This is a genomic window from Photobacterium sp. TY1-4 (assembly GCF_025398175.1).
Classification (GTDB): Bacteria; Pseudomonadota; Gammaproteobacteria; order Enterobacterales; family Vibrionaceae; genus Photobacterium.
In genome coordinates this window covers 2,975,040-2,992,764 of the sequence record NZ_CP099734.1, presented here as the reverse complement: position 1 = coordinate 2,992,764, position 17,725 = coordinate 2,975,040, and the positions used below count along the sequence as shown (strand labels likewise).

The 17,725-nt window shown below is 56.3% G+C and carries 11 protein-coding genes and 1 other annotated feature; of the genes, 6 read left to right on the top strand and 5 right to left on the bottom strand.

What is annotated here, in order from left to right; translation table 11 throughout:
* Position 1 precedes the first annotated feature (1 nt).
* Complete coding sequence (locus tag NH461_RS13930; RefSeq protein ID WP_261600926.1) at positions 2-1,474, bottom strand: glutamate synthase subunit beta; 1,473 nt, start codon at positions 1,472-1,474, stop codon at positions 2-4.
* Positions 1,467-6,014 (bottom strand): glutamate synthase large subunit, encoded by a 4,548-nt coding sequence (gene gltB, locus NH461_RS13925; RefSeq protein ID WP_261600925.1) that lies wholly within the window; start codon positions 6,012-6,014, stop codon positions 1,467-1,469. The genes NH461_RS13930 and gltB overlap by 8 nt, the downstream gene beginning before the upstream one ends.
* A 634-nt stretch (positions 6,015-6,648) precedes the next feature.
* Between gltB and NH461_RS13920 the strand changes: the two genes are divergently transcribed.
* The 4 genes from NH461_RS13920 to NH461_RS13905 all read left to right on the top strand — a co-directional run bounded on the left by NH461_RS13920 (position 6,649) and on the right by NH461_RS13905 (position 12,593).
* Positions 6,649-7,581, top strand: coding sequence for a TIGR01212 family radical SAM protein (locus NH461_RS13920; protein WP_261600924.1), 933 nt, complete (start codon positions 6,649-6,651; stop codon positions 7,579-7,581).
* A gap of 60 nt (positions 7,582-7,641) precedes the next feature.
* A complete protein-coding gene (locus tag NH461_RS13915) occupies positions 7,642-9,468 on the top strand; it encodes a diguanylate cyclase (RefSeq protein WP_261600923.1) in 1,827 nt (608 codons plus the stop codon).
* A gap of 128 nt (positions 9,469-9,596) precedes the next feature.
* Complete coding sequence (gene arcB, locus NH461_RS13910) at positions 9,597-11,963, top strand: aerobic respiration two-component sensor histidine kinase ArcB (protein WP_261600922.1); 2,367 nt, start codon at positions 9,597-9,599, stop codon at positions 11,961-11,963.
* 3 nt (positions 11,964-11,966) lie between these two features.
* Positions 11,967-12,593 carry a hypothetical protein gene (locus tag NH461_RS13905; protein ID WP_261600921.1) on the top strand — a complete coding sequence of 209 codons (627 nt, stop codon included), beginning with the start codon at positions 11,967-11,969 and terminating at the stop codon, positions 12,591-12,593.
* 111 nt (positions 12,594-12,704) lie between these two features.
* Here NH461_RS13905 and arcA read toward each other — a convergent pair whose 3' ends face one another.
* Positions 12,705-13,424 carry a two-component system response regulator ArcA gene (arcA, locus tag NH461_RS13900; RefSeq protein WP_261600920.1) on the bottom strand — a complete coding sequence of 240 codons (720 nt, stop codon included), beginning with the start codon at positions 13,422-13,424 and terminating at the stop codon, positions 12,705-12,707.
* 397 nt (positions 13,425-13,821) lie between these two features.
* On the opposite strand from arcA, the gene NH461_RS13895 reads away from it, so the two are divergent.
* The gene (locus NH461_RS13895) at positions 13,822-14,226 is read left to right on the top strand and encodes a DUF3293 domain-containing protein (RefSeq protein WP_261600919.1); all 405 of its coding nucleotides are present in this window, start codon (positions 13,822-13,824) and stop codon (positions 14,224-14,226) included.
* A gap of 36 nt (positions 14,227-14,262) precedes the next feature.
* Positions 14,263-14,766 carry a putative 4-hydroxy-4-methyl-2-oxoglutarate aldolase gene (locus tag NH461_RS13890; protein WP_261600918.1) on the top strand — a complete coding sequence of 168 codons (504 nt, stop codon included), beginning with the start codon at positions 14,263-14,265 and terminating at the stop codon, positions 14,764-14,766.
* A gap of 96 nt (positions 14,767-14,862) precedes the next feature.
* Here NH461_RS13890 and NH461_RS13885 read toward each other — a convergent pair whose 3' ends face one another.
* Both NH461_RS13885 and aceK read right to left on the bottom strand, forming a co-directional pair.
* Positions 14,863-15,321, bottom strand: coding sequence for a hypothetical protein (locus tag NH461_RS13885; RefSeq protein WP_261600917.1), 459 nt, complete (start codon positions 15,319-15,321; stop codon positions 14,863-14,865).
* A 160-nt stretch (positions 15,322-15,481) separates the two neighbouring features.
* Positions 15,482-17,197, bottom strand: a complete 1,716-nt coding sequence (aceK, locus tag NH461_RS13880; protein ID WP_261600916.1) for a bifunctional isocitrate dehydrogenase kinase/phosphatase — start codon at positions 17,195-17,197, stop codon at positions 15,482-15,484.
* A gap of 360 nt (positions 17,198-17,557) precedes the next feature.
* Positions 17,558-17,675, top strand: a sequence feature (Thr leader region).
* Positions 17,676-17,725: the final 50 nt, after the last annotated feature.

The window sequence follows — 17,725 nt, the reverse complement described above, 5'->3', positions numbered from 1 at the left end:
ATCAGGCTTCAGACAGCATAAGTGAATCGGATTTGGCCTCCAGATTGGAATTACCCATCAGGAAAGCATCGATTTCACGGGCACATTCACGGCCTTCGTTGATACAGCGGACCACCAGGGACTGACCGGTCCGCATATCCCCGGCAGCAAACACGCCCTTCTGGTTGGTGGCAAAGCCCTGGGTGGCGACGTTGCCGCGTTCATCCAGTGCAATATCCAGCTGCGCCAGCACGCCGTTCGGCTCCGGGTGCAAAAAGCCCATCGCCAGGAATGCCAGATCGCACGGAATGATTCGCTCCGAGCCCGGGACTTCCTCAAAGCCCGGCCGCTCACCCGGCTTGGCTTCGAGCCACTGGATATCGGCAATGCGCAGCGCCTTGAGGTTGCCCGCTTCGTCACCGATAAATTCCTTGGTCAGAATATTCCAGTGTCGTTCACAGCCTTCCTCGTGGGAGGTCGACGTGCGCAGGATCATCGGATAGGCCGGCCACGGTTGATTGACCGGGCGTTGCTCCGGCGGCATCGGCATGATTTCGACCTGAGTGATACTGGCCGCGCCGTGACGGTTCGAGGTACCGACACAGTCCGAGCCGGTATCCCCGCCGCCGATCACCACCACATGTTTGCCTTTGGCATGGATTTCTTCGGTTTTCAGATCCATGTTGTTGGCGCGGCGGTTGTTCTGGGCCAGAAACTCCATCGCATAGTGGGCGCCTTTGAGCTCGCGGCCCGGGATCGGCAGATCCCGCGGAACCGTAGAGCCGCCGGTCAGCAGTATCACATCAAACTCTTGGCGCAGCTGCTGGGCATTGATGTCGACCCCGATATGGGCGTTGACTTCAAATTTGACCCCGGCTTCAGCCATCAGGTTGATTTTACGGTCAATGATATCCATGCCGAGCTTGAAATCCGGGATCCCGAACCGCAGCAGGCCACCGACTTTTTCATCGCGCTCAAACACAGTCACGCTGTGGCCGGCGCTGTTGAGTTGCTCCGCCGCTGCCAGACCGGACGGACCGCTGCCGATAATGGCGACGGTCTTGCCGGTACGTTTTCTCGGTGTCTTCGGTTTGGCATACCCTTCGCGGTATGCCGTTTCGACAATGGTTTTCTCGATGTTACAGATGGTGATCGGATCCTGGTTGATGCCGAGCACACAGCTGCTCTCACACGGCGCCGGACACACCCGACCGGTAAACTCCGGGAAGTTATTGGTCGAGCTCAGGATATGCCAGGCTTCTTCCCAGCTGTCGCGATAGACCGCATCATTGAACTCCGGAATGATGTTGCCGATCGGACAGCCGTTGTGGCAGAACGGCACCCCGCAATCCATGCAGCGCGACGCCTGCGTGTTGATTTTGTCCCCGAACGCGTCGTTGAGGACAAACTCCTTGTTGTCCTGGATCCGGACGCTCGGATCCACTTTCTTTGGCAACTCGCGGCCAAATTCTAAAAATCCAGTCGGCTTACCCATCGACGGCCTCCAATACTTCCTTGTTCTCTGCTTCTGCTTTGCGCTGCTGTAGGACGGCTTTGTAGTCCCGCGGCATCACTTTGACCATCCGGGCCAGGTTCCCCTCGAAGTTATCGAGGAAAGTTTGAGCCACTGTACTGCCGGTATAGTCGATATGTTTGGTCAGCATTTCGCGCAGCAGGACCTTGTCTTCGTCTTCAATCGGATCGAGATCGACCAGCTCCGGATTGAGCTTGGTTGCAAAGTCTTCGAACTGATCCCAGACGTAGGCGACCCCACCGCTCATCCCGGCGGCAAAGTTGCGTCCGGTCTGGCCGAGGATCACCGCGATCCCGCCGGTCATGTACTCACAGCCATGATCGCCGACGCCTTCGACCACCACCTTGGCGCCGGAGTTACGCACGCAGAAGCGCTCGCCGGCCATGCCGCGGATATAGGACTCCCCGGAGGTCGCGCCGTAGAAGCAGACGTTCCCGACCACGATGTTGTCTTCCGGAATGATGTCGGTCCGGCGGTCCGGGTAGAGTGCCAGGGTGCCGCCGGACAGACCTTTACCCCAGTAGTCGTTGGCATCCCCTTCCACTTCAAAGGTCACGCCTTTGGCGAGGAACGCCCCGAAGCTCTGGCCGGCGGAGCCGTTGAACTTGACCTTCATCGGCTGTGGTAAGCCTTGGTCTTTGTAAATCTTGGAGATTTCGTTCGACAGCATGGTCCCGGTACTGCGGTCGGTATTGATGATGTCAAACGTGGCTTCCACCGTCTTGCCTTCATACAGGGCTGGCGCTGCCGTTTCAATCAGGCGGCGATCCAGGATGGTTTCCAGCGCGTGGTCTTGCTCACGCTGCTGATAGACGCCGTCTTCTGCCCGGGCAGGCTCGATGTGCAGCACCGGGCTGAGATTCAGGTTCTGGTATTTCCAGTGGCTGATGTTGTCGCGGATCTTCAGTTTCTGGGACTGGCCGACCATCTCCTCAATGGTGCGGAAGCCCAGTTCAGCCATGATTTCACGCAGACCCTGCGCCATGTAATGGAAGAAGGTCACGACATCTTCTACCCGGCCGTCGAAACGCTCGCGCAGCGTCTTGTTCTGGGTCGCAATCCCGACCGGACAGGTGTTCTTGTGACACTTCCGCATCATGATACAGCCTTCCACCACCAGCGCAGCGGTCGCGATGCCCCATTCCTCGGCACCGAGCAGGGTCGCCACGGCGAGGTCGCGCGGGGTCTTCATCTGGCCGTCACTTTGAACCACGATGCGGTTGCGCAGGCCGTTTTTCAGCAGGGTCTGGTGGGTTTCCGCCAGGCCGAGCTCCCAAGGCAGGCCGGTATGACGGATCGAGGACATCGGTGAGGCCCCGGTGCCGCCGTCGAACCCGGCGATCAGCACCACGTCTGCTTTGGCTTTAGCGACACCGGAGGCAATGGTGCCGACCCCGGCTTCTGAGACCAGCTTGACGTTCACCCGACCGGCGCGGTTGGCGTTTTTCAGGTCAAAGATCAGCTGCGCCAGATCCTCGATCGAGTAAATATCGTGGTGCGGCGGTGGCGAGATCAGGCCGACGCCCGGGGTGGAGTGACGGGTCGCGCCAATCCAGTCATCGACTTTATCGCCCGGCAGCTGACCGCCTTCGCCCGGCTTGGCACCCTGAGCCATCTTGATTTGCAGCTCATCGGCGTTGGTCAGGTAATAGGAGGTTACGCCGAAACGGCCGGAAGCGACCTGTTTGATCGCCGAGCGCTCCCAGTCGCCGTTGGCTTTTTTCTCGAAGCGGATCGGATCTTCGCCGCCTTCGCCGGAGTTCGACTTGGCGCCGATCCGGTTCATTGCTACGGCTAGGGTCGAGTGCGCTTCGTACGAGATCGAGCCGAAACTCATCGCCCCGGTGGCAAAGCGCTTGAGGATGTTCTCGACCGGCTCGACGTCTTCGAGCGGGATGGCCCCGGCCGGATTTTTGATAAAGTCCAGCTGGCTGCGCAGCGTTGCGGCGTCATCGGCCTGATCGTCCACCGCTTTGGCGTATTGCTTGAACTGGCCGTAGTCCTTGTTGCGGGTCGACTGTTGCAGCAACGAAATGGTTTCCGGGTTGAACAGGTGTTTCTCGCCACGCTGTTTCCACTGGTAAACCCCGCCGACATCCAGCATCTGGATTGGGATTTCCCGGGTCGGGTAGCCGACCCGGTGACGGATCAGCACTTCTTTGGCGATGTCGTCAATGGTCAGGCCTTCGATGCGCGACACGGTGCCGGTGAAGTATTTGTCGACCACCGATTTGCTGATCCCCAGCGCTTCGAAAATCTGTGCGCCGTGATAGGACTGCAGGGTGGAGATCCCCATCTTGGAGAAAATCTTCAACAGACCGCCGTTGATCCCTTTGCGGTAGTTGTTGAACAGCTCGTCGACTGACAGCGCCGGATCCAGCTTGCGGGTGCGTTGCAGATCAACCAGGGTTTCGGTCACCAAGTACGGGTTGACGGCGTTGGCGCCGTAGCCGACCAGGGTGGCAAAGTGGTGGGTTTCACGGGCATCCCCGGTTTCGACCACAATGTCACACTTGGCGCGCAGGCCCTTGCGGATCAGGTGGTGGTGCACTGCGCCGACTGCCAGCATCGCCGGAATGGCCGCATGGTTGGAGTTCACCGCCCGGTCGGTCAGGATGATGATCGAATAGCCGTCGATCACCGCATCTTCCGAATACTGGCAAATCCGCTTGAGGGCGCGCTCGAGCTTGCCCGGCTCGCCGCTGGCACGGAACACGATATCCAGCGTTTTGGCCTGCAGGTGCTCGTTATCGATCGCGCGTAGTTTTTCCAGCTCAGCATTGCTCAGCACCGGCGACTCCAGCTCAACTTTCTGGCAGTGTTCCGGGGTTTCGCTCAGCAGGTTCTGATCTTTGCCGAGGTAGGTGTTGAGCGACATGACCATCCGCTCGCGGATCGGGTCGATCGGCGGGTTGGTGACTTGGGCAAACAACTGCTTGAAGTAGTTCGACAGGTGTTGCGACTGGTGTGACAGCACAGCCAGCGGCCAGTCGGCCCCCATGGCGCTGAGCGGCTCGTAGCCGGTTTTGGCCAGCGGTACGAGGATATCATTGACTTCTTCTGAGCTGATCCCGAAGGCTTGCTGGTGGTGCAGCAGACGCTCCGGCGTCGGTTGATGGTGGCGGTTATCCGCATCCGGCAGCGATTTCAGACTCAGCAGGTTGTCCTGCACCCATTGCTCGTATGGTTGGGTGGAGGCAATGGTGTCTTTGACTTCTTCATCCGAGATGATCCGCCCCTGCTCCAGGTCGGCCACGAAGATCCGGCCCGGCTGTAGGCGGCCACGGAACTGGATGTTTTCCGGCGCGATCTCCACCACGCCGGATTCGGATGCCATGATCAGGAAGTCGTCTTTGGTCACGGTGTAGCGCGACGGGCGCAGGCCGTTGCGATCCAGCGTTGCGCCGACCTGGACACCATCGGTAAAGCAGACCGAGGCCGGGCCGTCCCACGGCTCCATCACATTGGCGTGGTACTGGTAGAACGCACGGCGCTTGGGATCCAGATTTTTGTTTTCCTGCCACGCTTCCGGGATCAGCATCATCAGCGCATGCGGCAGGCTGCGACCGGAGAGCACCAGCAGCTCCAGCGCCATATCAAAGTTTGACGAGTCCGAGCTGCCTTCCTGGCAGATCGGCAGCAGCATGTCGATTTCCTGCTGGGTAAACAGGTCCGATTCGAGGATCGCCTCGCGGGCTTTCATCCAGTTCAGGTTGCCGCGTACGGTGTTGATTTCCCCGTTGTGAGCGATGTAACGGAAAGGCTGCGCCAGACGCCATTTCGGGAAGGTATTGGTTGAAAAGCGTGAGTGAACCAGCGCCAGGGCCGTCACCATCGACGGGTTCTGCAGATCAAGGAAGTACTGCGGGACTTGCTCGGTGGTGAGCTGCCCCTTGTAGACAAGCGTTTTGTAAGACAGCGAGTTGATGTAGAAGTCATCACCGATGTTGGCAATGCTTTCGAGGCAGACCCGCACCGTGTAGTTTCGCAGCACATACAGCTTGCGCTCCAGCGCGGCAGGTTCCAGGCCCGGCCCACCGGTGACAAACACGTGTTCGAACTGCGGCTCAGTGCTGAGCGGATCGGCGCCGATCATGGAATTGTCGACCGGCAGCACCCGGTAGCCGATAATCTCCAGGTCCAGACGCTTGGCGTTACGCTCGAGAATATCGCGGCATTGCTGGCGTTTGTCTTCGTCTTTCGGAAACAGGACGACACCCACCCCGTACTGATCAAAGGCCGGCAGCCGGATCCCGAGCTTGACGGTTTCCTCCAGCAGGAATTCATGGGGCTTTTGTAGCAAAATACCGGCACCGTCACCGCTGCACGGATCACATCCCTGGCCACCCCGGTGTTCCATGCGGGCCAGCATATCCAGCGCCTGGGTGACAATCTGATGGGATTTGCGGTTTTTGAGATGGGCGACAAAGCCGATACCACAGGCATCGTGCTCGAGTTCAGGTACGTACAGTCCCTGAGCCTTCTGCGCTTGATCTGTCATAGATACTTCCTTCCAGTTTCAACAGGCCTCAATCCAGAAGCCCGAGTTATCCCTAATCGGTGTTATGACATTGCAGGGGATAAATGGACCTCTTGTCCTGCCCGGGCAATGTGTGTTTGCTGTGGGATGATGTTTCAAATCAAAAGCAAACTTAATGCTGTAGCACCTCTGTCCTGGTTAGCAAAAGTGCTACGGCTGTACTGGTGATGTGACAGAAATCACTAAAAAGTAGGGTGATTTCGTCATTTTTATTGTTCATAAATTGCGCACAGCTGTAACTATCCTACATTTTTGATTGATTAATTACCAACAATTATTGAAGGGTCGTCTGCATAAAATTGCCGGGTTGATGAATGGCTAGCGGTTGTAATCGGTTGTTTAGTCGATAATGCCTCTCATTTTGAATATTGACGACAAAGTCCGCGAGCTCAGTAGTCATTTATGTCGGTAATTTTGTTGCCGCAGGGTTTCATTTTGTTGTTTTTTAATTACACGCCCTTTGAGTGCTACAGAGAATGGCCGCCTGTGGTTCTTTTTATTGCTTTGGCACGATGGTTTTATTGTTTTGGCACAAATTTTCGGCTGTTTTTTGGTGCTAACCTGCGCGGCTTTCATTCACTATTCGGGGAATGCCATGCAACTGCATGAACTCGTCAATACCTTCGGGCAGGATTTACAGCGCCGGTACGGGGAAAAGGTCCATAAGCTGACACTGCACGGCGGATTCAGTTGCCCGAACCGGGACGGTACGATTGGGCGGGGCGGCTGTACCTTCTGTAACGTCGCGTCCTTTGCCGATGAGCAGGCCCGGTTTCTGCCGATCCGTGACCAGCTCCGGGCGCGGGCGGGGGAGGTGAACCGGGCGCAGCGCTATCTGGCGTATTTTCAGGCCTATACCAGTACCTATGCGGAAGTGCAGGCTTTGAAGGCGATGTATGAAGAAGCGTTAACGGCGGCGGATATCGTCGGCTTGTGCGTCGGGACCCGGCCGGATTGTGTGCCGCCGGCCGTACTCACGCTGCTGGCCGCATACCAGCGTCAGGGCTATGAAATTTGGCTCGAGCTGGGGCTGCAAACGGCTCATGACCACACGCTGAAGCGCATCAATCGCGGCCACGATTTTGCCTGCTATGCCCGGGTTGCCGAGCAGGCCCGAGCGCTGGGGCTCAAGGTGTGTACCCATTTGATTGTCGGATTACCGGGGGAAGGGGAGGCTGAGTGCCTGGAGACATTGCGCCGGGTGGTGGCGGTCGGGGTCGATGGCATCAAGTTGCATCCGCTGCATATTGTGACCGGCAGTACCATGGCCAAGGCCTGGCAGGCCGGTCGGATGAGCGAGATCAGCTTGGCGGATTATGTGGATATCGCCAGCGCGATGATCCGCAATACCCCCGCGAATGTGGTCTACCACCGGGTGTCGGCCAATGCCCGCAAACCGACCTTGCTGGCGCCGGACTGGTGTGAGAACCGCTGGCTGGCGATGACGGAAATCAGTCGGCAACTGATCCGGGACGGCGCGCAGGGCAGCGCGCTGGACCAACCATTTATTGCCCGGCCAGCGCTATAGTGGCTGTACAAACTATGTTAGATTATCGACTCATTTTTTCGCCACGATAGAAAATCAAGCATGTTGCGTTTTGTTCGCCGCCCGGCCGGGTTGGCTGCTCTCTCCATGTTCCCGGTGGCCGGGCTGGCCGCCGAGACGGCTGATCGGGTCGGTCATCCGGTATTGCTGTCGGTCCTGATCGTGACCGGGGCTGTGGTCGGCTGCGGGTTGCTGGTGATGATGCTGCTACACCTGGATGCGGCGTCGTTCCGGCGGTTGCACCTTATCTTGACCGATTTGCCGTTGGCGGTGGCGATTATCCGGCGCAAAGACGGCGCCTTGCTCTATGCCAACAAACGCTGCTGTGAGTTGATAGGGGTTCGCAAACTGGGCAGCCGTTATCTCTATCCGGATGAGATCGGCGCCGAGATGCTGTGTGATTTTCTCCGGCCGCTGTCGTATCGCCCTGGATTGCAGAATGCCCCCGAGCCCCTTCGGCTTAAACCCGGGTCTGCCTCATCACTTGCGGTTGCCGGGCAGCCGATTCGTTTTAAATGGCAGGCGTCCTGGCTGCTGTATTTGTCGCAACCGCCCCAACAGCCGGCATCGTCTGCCCAGCTTGAGCAGGAGCAGCGTATTTTCCAGCAGGTGCTGAACTCCTTGTCTGAGTTGGTGTACTACCAGGATCGCAGCGGCCAGATCATCGGTACCAATAAAGCCTTCAACCGCTTCTGGCGCGGTCGGTTCTCGGAAGGGGTAATGGACGATGAGAACATGGCGGCTTCCCTGCATCCGCTGCATACCTGGACCACGGCGCCGGACGGGGCCAGTCGGTTACTGGAAACCAATAAAACCCAACTGATTGATGATCTCGGCGAGGTGATTGGTACGCTGTCGATCAGCCACGATGTGACGGACTGGCATGATATGCAGGAGAGTCTGAAGCAGGAGATCGAGAAACGGGAGATCACCGAGCAAGCCCTGGCCCAGCGCAGCTCATTGCTCAACACGATTTTTGAAGCCAGCTCGGATCCGATTGGCCTGTATAACGAACACGGTATTTATGTCGGCTGCAATGAGCCGTTTGCCCGCGCGCTGGGCTTTACCCAGGCGACCTTGCTCGGCAAGTCGGCGGCGGATGTGCTGGAGCCGGACAAATGGGAAGAGTTTCAGGAAACCGACCGCCAGGTCCTGCGGGAAGGCAAAACGGTCAAAACCGATGATTATGTGATTCTCGAAGACGGCACCCCGATTTGGTACGAGATGGTGAAAACCCCATATCGGGACCCGACGGACGGCGTGCCCGGGGTGCTGGTGATGGCCCGGGATGTGACGGAGCGGCGGATGGCCGAGCAGCAGCTGGCGGATGCGATTATGGAGCTGCAGGAAATGAGTTTTGTCGACAGCCTGACCAAGGTGGCCAACCGGCGTTACTTTGACGAGCAGTTGCGCAAGCTCTGGCATGGCCATATCCGGGAGCAAAAACCGCTGACCCTGATTTTGTGTGATATCGACAGCTTCAAGGCGTTCAACGATAACTATGGCCACCAGCAGGGCGACTATGCGTTGCGGGAGGTCGCCAAGGTGTTCCGTGACGTGATCCGGCGCGAAACCGATGAAGTGGCTCGCTACGGCGGTGAGGAGTTTGCCTTTCTGCTGCCCAATACCAACCCGGAAGGCGGGCTGGTGGTGGCCGAGAAGGTCCACCAGCAACTGGCGGCGCAGGGCATTGTTCATGCCTATTCAGATGTGGATGACAAGCTGACCGTCAGCCTGGGGATTGCCACGGTGACGCCGTTGCCGACTCAGGACTACGGGGACCTGGTCGAAATGGCCGATATCGCGCTCTATAAAGCCAAGGCGGCCGGGCGCAACTGTACCATGGTGATGACCGATAGCGAGCGCTGAACCGGGCCAATCCGGGAATGAAACGAGCCTGCTTCAAGCAGGCTTTGTTATATCTGTGGGACATCTCCTTTGGTTCTGGCCCCGGGATGATTATCATAAGCGTAGCCTTTTATGAGCAGGAATAATTCATGAAACAAATCAAAGTGCTGGCTCAGTTCTATGTCGACTTGCTGGTTAAGCTCGGAATCGTGCGCTTCAGCCTGTTGCTGGCGCTGGCGCTGGTTGCCCTGGCGGTCGTGGTGCAGGTCGGGGTGACGCTGGTGCTTCAGGGCGAAGTACTCAACATCGATATCGTCCGATCGGTGTTTTTCGGGCTGCTGATCACCCCGTGGGCGGTCTATTTTCTGTCGGTGGTGGTGGATCAGCTCGAAGACTCGCGTCAGCGGTTGTCGAAGCTGGTCACCAAGCTCGAAGAGATGCGCTCGCGCGATATGCAGCTCAATAAGCAGTTGCAGGAGAATATCGCCCAGCTGAATCAGGAAATTGAAGAGCGGAAAAAAGCGGAGGAAGCGCGCGAAGAAGCGATGCTGGATCTCGAAAACGAGGTGTACCAGCGGGAAAATGCTCAGCTGGAGCTGGCAGAGCAAAGCGCGTTGCTCAAATCCTTCCTTGACGCCTCGCCGGATCTGATCTACTACCGCAATGAGAAAGGCCAGTTCTCCGGCTGTAACCGGGCGATGGAAGAACTGACCAACCGGACCGAGAAACAGTTGGTCGGCCTGACCCCGTGGGATGTCTACAGTGAAGACATCGCCCGAAAAATCGTCGAAACCGATCAGCAGGTCTTTAACCAGAATGTCTCGCTGACCTATGAGCAGTGGCTGGAATATCCCGATGGCCGCAAGGCGGTATTTGAGCTGCGCAAGGTGCCGTTCTACAGCCGCGAGGGGCGGCGACTGGGCCTGATGGGCTTTGGCCGCGATATTACCGAGCGCAAGCAGTATCAGGATGCCCAGGAGAAAGCCAGCCGGGACAAAACCGCCTTTATTTCGACCATCAGCCATGAGCTGCGAACGCCGCTGAACGGCATTGTCGGCCTGAGCCGGATGCTGCTTGAGACCCGGCTCAATCAAGAGCAACGCGGCTATATGCGCACCATCTATGTCAGTGCGATCACCCTGGGTAACATTTTCAACGACATTATCGACATGGATAAGTCCGATCGTCGCCGTCTGGAGCTGCTGCCCAAACCGCTGGATTTTTCCGAGTTCGTCGAAGAGATGGGCAATATCTCGGCGCTGATGGCCGAGCAAAAAGGCTTGCGCTTCGATCTGGAACAACTGACAGCGCTGCCGGCCTGTATCGAGACTGACGCCACCCGGCTGCGCCAGGTCTTGTGGAACCTGATCAGCAATGCTACCAAGTTCACCAAAGAAGGTGGGGTGGTGCTGTCGATCAGCAGTGAGGTGATCGACGAGCAGGCTCATATTACCTTCGAGGTCGAAGACAGCGGGATTGGGATCCCACCCGACGAGCTGGATAAGATTTTCGCCATGTATTATCAGGTCAAAGATGACAGTGACAATCTGCATGCGGTCGGGACCGGGATCGGCCTGGCAGTTTCCCGCCAGCTGGTGCAGATGATGGGCGGGGATATCACGGTGTCGTCGGAAGTCGGCGAGGGCAGTACTTTTACCGTGACGATCTGCGCGCCGTTGGTTGAAAAACGCGAGTCGGAAGAGTCGCTGCCGGCACCCTCCCCGATGAGTTTGAATATCTTCATGGTCGAAGATATCGAGCTCAACATCACGGTCGCCAAAGCGCTGCTGGAGAGCCTGGGGCATGAGGTGACAATTGCCATGCGCGGGGATGAGGCGCTGGAGAGATTTAACCCCGACGATTACGACCTAGTGCTGTTGGATATTCAACTGCCGGATATGTCCGGGTTTGATATCGCCCGCCAACTGCGCGAGCGGTACGATCATCTGCCGGCACTGGTGGCGCTGACGGCCAATGTGATCAAAGACAAGGCGGAATACCTGGAGAAAGGGATGGATGATGCCCTGAGCAAGCCGCTGAGTGTGAAGGCGATCACCAGTGTGATTGAGCGTCTGGTGCTGACCTGCCCGCTGGATGAGGACGAAGCGGAAACGGAGGACGAGGTGGTATCGGAGAATCATGCGCAGCTGAGTGATGACAAGGTCAACCAGCTGTTGGATCTGGAAATGCTGAGTTCGTATGTGGAGATTGTCGGGACTCAGCCGGTGTATGACAGCATCGCGATGTTCGAGCAGAAAATGCCGGAGTACATCGAGATCCTGGACTCGAATATGATCGCCCGGGATCAGGACGGGATCAAGTTCGAAGCCCATAAAATCAAAGGCGCTGCGGGGTCAATTGGCCTCAAGCATATTCAGCAGGTGGCGCAGAAGGCGCAGTCTCCGGAATTGCCGGCGTGGTGGGAAAATATCAGTGACTGGGTCGACGAAATCAAAGATGACTACCAAAATGATCTTAAGGTGCTGAAGGGCTGGTTAGCCCGACAGGAGAAGTAAGCCATGAAACGCCAGGTGATGCTGGCCCTGGTGATGAGCCTGGGGCTGGCCGCTTGTAGTGAGCCGGAGCCGTCATCGACCCGGCCGGAATCTGGGCAGGACGGCCCGTCGGTTGCGCCTGGGGAAAAGGGGCCGGATGGTGAGCGTGCGGATGAGGCTGAAACGGGAGCCGGGGAGGGAGCGGCAGCTGAGCGCCTTGCCCCCGAAACACCGTTGCCTGCGGATCTGTGGCGCAGCGCCCCCAGCGAAGTCACCCTCGGGGACACCGTGGTGACGCTTGACAGCCGCTTATGGTTGCGGCGCCTGCCGGTGATTGGTGCCGACGGCACCGCGCCATCGGATATGGTGCATGCCTCCGTGAAGTTGCAAACCAAGGAGATGCATCAAATCCCGAAAGGGCTGGAGATCCAGCGGGTGCTACTGATGCAGGGCGATCAGCAGTGGCTGGCCAAAGAAAATCTGGATATCCGCGCGGAAGGGGAATTGACGCTGGAAGTCAGCCTGTATGAAGGACCGGAGTGGTTGCCGGGCAGTGCGGTTGATATAGCGGTGTTGCTGACCTACAAGGGCGAGGAAATACGCCTGATCCAGCACGGGGTGATCATCGGTCCGTTACGCACCGGCGACTGAGCCGAGTAACGACCACGAATCTGCGAAGCACCGAACAAGAATTTGCAAAGCACCGAACAATAAGGCTCCGTACGGAGCCTTATTTCATGTTCATGGCAGCAATCGCGATGATTACTCTTCGCCCAGATCACCGCAGAAACGGTAGCCTTCACCGTGAATGGTGGCAATGATCTCAGGGGTATCCGCCACGGATTCAAAGTGTTTCCGGATACGACGGATGGTGACGTCGACTGTCCGATCATGCGGCTTCAGTTCGCGGCCGGTCATTTTCTTCAGTAGTTCGGCACGGGTCTGGATCTTGCCCGGATTTTCGCAGAAGTGCAGCAGGGCACGGAACTCAGAGCGCGGCAGCTTGAACTGATCGCCACTCGGGCTGACCAGTGAGCGGCTGTTGATCTCCAGTGACCAACCGTTGAATTCGTAACGTTCAACCAAGCGCTTGTCTTCGGTCGGCAGACCCTGGTTCATGGCACGAGTCAGCAGGTTACGGGCACGAATGGTCAGCTCACGTGGGTTGAAAGGCTTGGTGATGTAATCATCAGCGCCGATTTCCAGTCCCAGGATCTTGTCCACTTCGTTGTCACGGCCGGTCAGAAACATCAGAGCCATGTCGCCTTGCTCACGCAGTTCGCGCGCCAGCAGCAGGCCGTTTTTGCCCGGCAGGTTGATGTCCATGATCACCAGGTGAACATGGTGCTCAGACAGCATTTGATGCATTTCTTCGCCGTCGTTGGCCTCAAAAACCGTATAACCCTCTGCTTCGAAAATGCTTTTCAGGGTATTACGTGTTACGTGCTCGTCTTCTACAATTAGAATGTGAGGGGTTTGCATTGGCAGTACCTAAATCTCTAAAAACGGAATCTGGTCAAAATCTGAATAGTTAAATTCTATAAAAAAAATTCACAGACAGGCAAAGTATTGGGCAAAACACCGGGTACTTCGCTAACAGAGTTGCCTGTTTGGTACGCCATCCGTAATCCAGCAATATATTCTTTATGGGAATCGCTGAAAAAGCCCTGAATCGCAGGGGCATTGGCTACAATTTCCGTGGGATGGCGACGATTGTATGCACTTAACAGCCCGATAACAATATTCTCGTTTTGTTTCGTGACTGCTTTTCAGTGCTTCCTTGATATATATCAAACAGACTGAATTGTATTACGAATAGTCAGTTTGTTTAACATGTACTACAAAATTATCCGCCGCACTTACTGAGGGGAGCGCCATCATGTGTGAACACATCTCGCTTTGGTGTTGCTACCAGACCATTCAATTTAAAGCCGGGCAACGCCCCGTTTACCCCTGTTTTGCAATTCTAACAGCATTTAACCCCGGAAGCATTGTTCTTCACGCAGCGGAAAACTTAAAACGGAACACATTGCTGAAAAATGAACTCCACCACGAAGTAAATGGGCTTCAAACGCTCGATTGCAGCGCGCCGGACGGCTCCTGGCTGGAGCCGAGCTTTGCCGCGCCAGTATCGCGGGCGCGGGCTGCCGAGTTGGCGCGTCGCTGGGGGCAGCATGCCTTTTACTGGGTTGAACATGGAGTCTTGTCTCTCGAGCCGGTGCTGCTCGACGGTGTCACAACAATAAAACTGGGTGATTTTAAAGACTTTTTCTACACTGAGTAAAGGAGAGCGCCGGCAAGAAGAATCAAGGAGTCCGAGATGTTAGATTTACTACCCGATTTATGCGATCACTACGAACAGGACGTTCGCTGGTTACCGCTGACCCTGCAGGACTACGGCGGGCGCAGCCTGTTTTACGGCGAGGTGGTGACCTTGCGCTGCTTTGAAGACAATAGCCTGGTGCGGGAGATCGTCTCGGAAGATGGCCGGGGGAAGGTCTTGTTTATTGACGGCCATGGCTCGTGTCGGTTTGCGTTGTTGGGCGATCAGCTGGCGCTGCTGGCTCAGAAACATCATTGGGAAGGGGTGATTGTCAACGGTGCGGTGCGGGATGTCGCCACCCTGGCGACGATTGATATTGGCATCAAGGCGTTGGGTCCGTGTCCGTTTAAAACCGAAAAAAGGCAGACCGGCGATCGGAATGTCACCCTGGCGGTGGCCCATACCCTGGTTTATCCGGGGGATATGCTTTATGCCGATCGCAACGGGATCCTGCTCAGTAAAACCGTGCTGGATCTGTCGCCTTTTGGGGCAGAAACATAAACACAGTTTTTCCGATTTTCAGTGAATATAAACGCGCCCAATCGCGCGTTTATATTTGTTGGTAGCTGTTTTTTACACCGTCGGGACGGGAATGGACTAAAAACGAAATCCAATCCCGACTTGGTAGATTTGCTCCAGGGATTCGTAATCAACTGTGGCATGGAGATTGACCCGGTCAATGACTTCATACTGGCTGGAGACTTCAACCCCCACCACCGTTTCCTCATTGACGGATTCAGAAGTGACGGCACTTTGCAAGCTGAGTTTGGGGGAAAAATTGTATTTGACGCCGGAGAGTAGGCCGCGGGTTGCGCCCTGAAATTCGTTGCCACTTTTGAGGCGGGTGCTGAGGTAGAGTTCGGTCTTTTTGCCCAGCGCATATGCATAGCCGCTGTCGATCTGCCACAGATCAAACTGCTCGACGCTTTTGGACTGGGACGAGATGAACCATCCGGATCCCTCATTGGCGGGGATCGGATCCCAGTTGCTGTTTTCCGCGGCTGCGGTCGGCAGTGCCACTGCCAGCAAGGCCATTGTGAACCAGAATCGTGTCATGGTTTCACCCTCCTTGTGCCTGCTTCGTTATGATTATTTGATTGCACTTTTTTGCGTACATTCAATCTTAGGCCAGAATGCTTAAATTAGATACGGCCAATTGACATCAATGTGATATGTCGCAGGGTGCAATGCGCTGGTCGGATCCCCCAAAGATCAATTATTTCCGTAACCTGTGCTCTTCGTTGTACGGGAACACGTCCTCATACTGGCCATTGGCGATATTGCGCTGGAGTTGCTGCCAGTACTCGGCCTCGAACAGATCGCTGTGCAGCTCTTCGAACAGGGCGCGTACCGTGGGGTTGATCAGCAAAAACGTCCGGAACTCTTCCGGAAACACGTCGTTGGGGCCGACGCTGTACCAGGGCTCGGCCGCCAGCTCATCCTCCGGATAGCGCGGCGGCGGAATTTTGCGAAAATTCATTTCGCTCATGTAGCTGATTTCATCGTAATCGTAGAACACCACGCGCTTGTGGCGGGTGACGCCGAAGTTTTTAAACAGCATGTCGCCGGGAAAGATGTTGGCGGCTGCCAGTTGTTTGATTGCCTTGCCGTATTCATCTACCGCATGGCGTAAATCCGCGTCATCGGCCTGCTCGATATAGAGATTGAACGGGATCATCCGCCGCTCAGTGTAGAGATGGTCAATCATCACGGTCTCGTCGGTCACCTTGATGATCGACGGGGCGACGGCCAGCAGCTCTTCCAGCAGCGCTTCGCTGAACCGGCGTCGATCGAACGAAAAATGGCGATATTCTTGGGTGTCGGCCATCCGGCCGACTCGATCATGCTCTTTCACCAGCTTGTATTTCTCGCGCACCACGGCGTGGCTGATGGCTTTCTGCGGCGCAAATTTATCTTTGATAATTTTGAACACAAACCCGTAGGAAGGCAGGGTAAATACCGACATCACCATCCCTTTGATCCCCGGGGCGGGAACGAACTGATCGTCGGAGTGGGCCAGGTGGTGTAAAAATTCGCGATACAGCTCGGTTTTGCCGTGCTTCTGGCAGCCAATCGCCGTATAGAGCTCGGCTTTGGTTTTCTTGGGCATCAGCTCGGCCAGAAAACGCACCAGCGCAGCGGGAGCCGGGGCATAGACCATGAAATACGAGCGGGCAAAACCAAAGATGATGCTGACCTGATCGACATGGCACAGACAGGCATCAATATAGAGCTGGCGATTGCGGTTGGTCAGCACCGGCAGGACCAGAGGCACCGCGTGCTGTTCGGTGAGGTAGATCCGGCCGATCAGGTAGGCGGCTTTGTTGCGGTAAAACGGCTCGCGGATCATCTCAATGGTCGGATGGCTGCCGAGGGCGCTGCCCAGCTCCTGGTGGAGTTTATCGACGATCAACGCAATATCCCGTTGTTTGTCCTCCCAGCGCAAGGTGAACGGGGTGTCGTCGAGCATGCGCTCCAGCACGTGGGTGAGGCCGCTACCGTTGTGATAGGTTCGGGTCAGGGAAGTGGGGTAGGTGGCAATCCGCCCTTCTTGCGAGCTGTGCACAAACAGCTTGTCCCGGTTGATATTGCGGTGTTCGAAAATACGGCAGTAGACCGAATTAAAAAAACTTTCGGCAATGTCATAGCGGGGGTAATCCAGCAACAGATCCTCGTAGGCGGATTTGACCGCCATCAGAAAAGTGCGGTTGGCGTAGCGCTTTCCGAGCATGATCTGGATTTGTTTGGTGACCAGGCCGACATGGTGATCGTAAAAGCTGATGCGTTTTTTCAGCGCCTGGTGCCCGGCCTGCCAGCTTTGGCTTTCAAAGCGATCCTGTGCCCCGGCCGTCACATCGAGAAAGCGGCCGTACATGGCATCAAAACCTTGCAAAATTGTGTGGGCGACGAGTTGTTCCATTCCTGTTGCCATTCGGGATCCCTCCGAATAAAGAGTAGCCAGTTTCTTCGGACAGACTGTCTCAATCCTGGGCCATCTGTGCCCGGGGTGCAGTATGCCGTTCTGACGGTAAAAGTCGGGGAGCGGCAAGCTGGTCCGATGTTGCGGGTCATCATGCTTACTATGCAACGCAGCGCTTTTAACTTCAATCGATTGGTGGCTTTTTTATGCGCAGGCCGTATGTTGGCGGCCTGGGACGCCGGAAAATTCAGGTCGTTTTGGAGGCCGGATAATCGATTTGCACAAAAAATAGAGTTGACTCTGCCGGTGGATTCAGGTAAACGTTAATGAATACAGGCCATTGGCGATTATAGAAGACAGTTATGTTTGTTATGTTCAGCACCACCACCATCACCACCATTATTACCGGCACCGTGTGTGTTGGGGCGGGCTGACACGCACACGAATTTGATAAAAAAGCCCGCACATTCCATGTGCGGGCTTTTTTTTGACCTTTTTATTATTGAATAAGTTTGCTTTCTACCGCACTGATTATGCAGT

Coding starts and splice junctions, on each gene's coding strand:
- NH461_RS13930 (WP_261600926.1), bottom strand. CDS start 1,474: ATGGGTAAGCCGACTGGATTTTTAGAATTTGGCCGCGAGTTGCCAAAG.
- gltB (WP_261600925.1), bottom strand. CDS start 6,014: ATGACAGATCAAGCGCAGAAGGCTCAGGGACTGTACGTACCTGAACTC.
- NH461_RS13920 (WP_261600924.1), top strand. CDS start 6,649: ATGCAACTGCATGAACTCGTCAATACCTTCGGGCAGGATTTACAGCGC.
- NH461_RS13915 (WP_261600923.1), top strand. CDS start 7,642: ATGTTGCGTTTTGTTCGCCGCCCGGCCGGGTTGGCTGCTCTCTCCATG.
- arcB (WP_261600922.1), top strand. CDS start 9,597: ATGAAACAAATCAAAGTGCTGGCTCAGTTCTATGTCGACTTGCTGGTT.
- NH461_RS13905 (WP_261600921.1), top strand. CDS start 11,967: ATGAAACGCCAGGTGATGCTGGCCCTGGTGATGAGCCTGGGGCTGGCC.
- arcA (WP_261600920.1), bottom strand. CDS start 13,424: ATGCAAACCCCTCACATTCTAATTGTAGAAGACGAGCACGTAACACGT.
- NH461_RS13895 (WP_261600919.1), top strand. CDS start 13,822: ATGTGTGAACACATCTCGCTTTGGTGTTGCTACCAGACCATTCAATTT.
- NH461_RS13890 (WP_261600918.1), top strand. CDS start 14,263: ATGTTAGATTTACTACCCGATTTATGCGATCACTACGAACAGGACGTT.
- NH461_RS13885 (WP_261600917.1), bottom strand. CDS start 15,321: ATGACACGATTCTGGTTCACAATGGCCTTGCTGGCAGTGGCACTGCCG.
- aceK (WP_261600916.1), bottom strand. CDS start 17,197: ATGGCAACAGGAATGGAACAACTCGTCGCCCACACAATTTTGCAAGGT.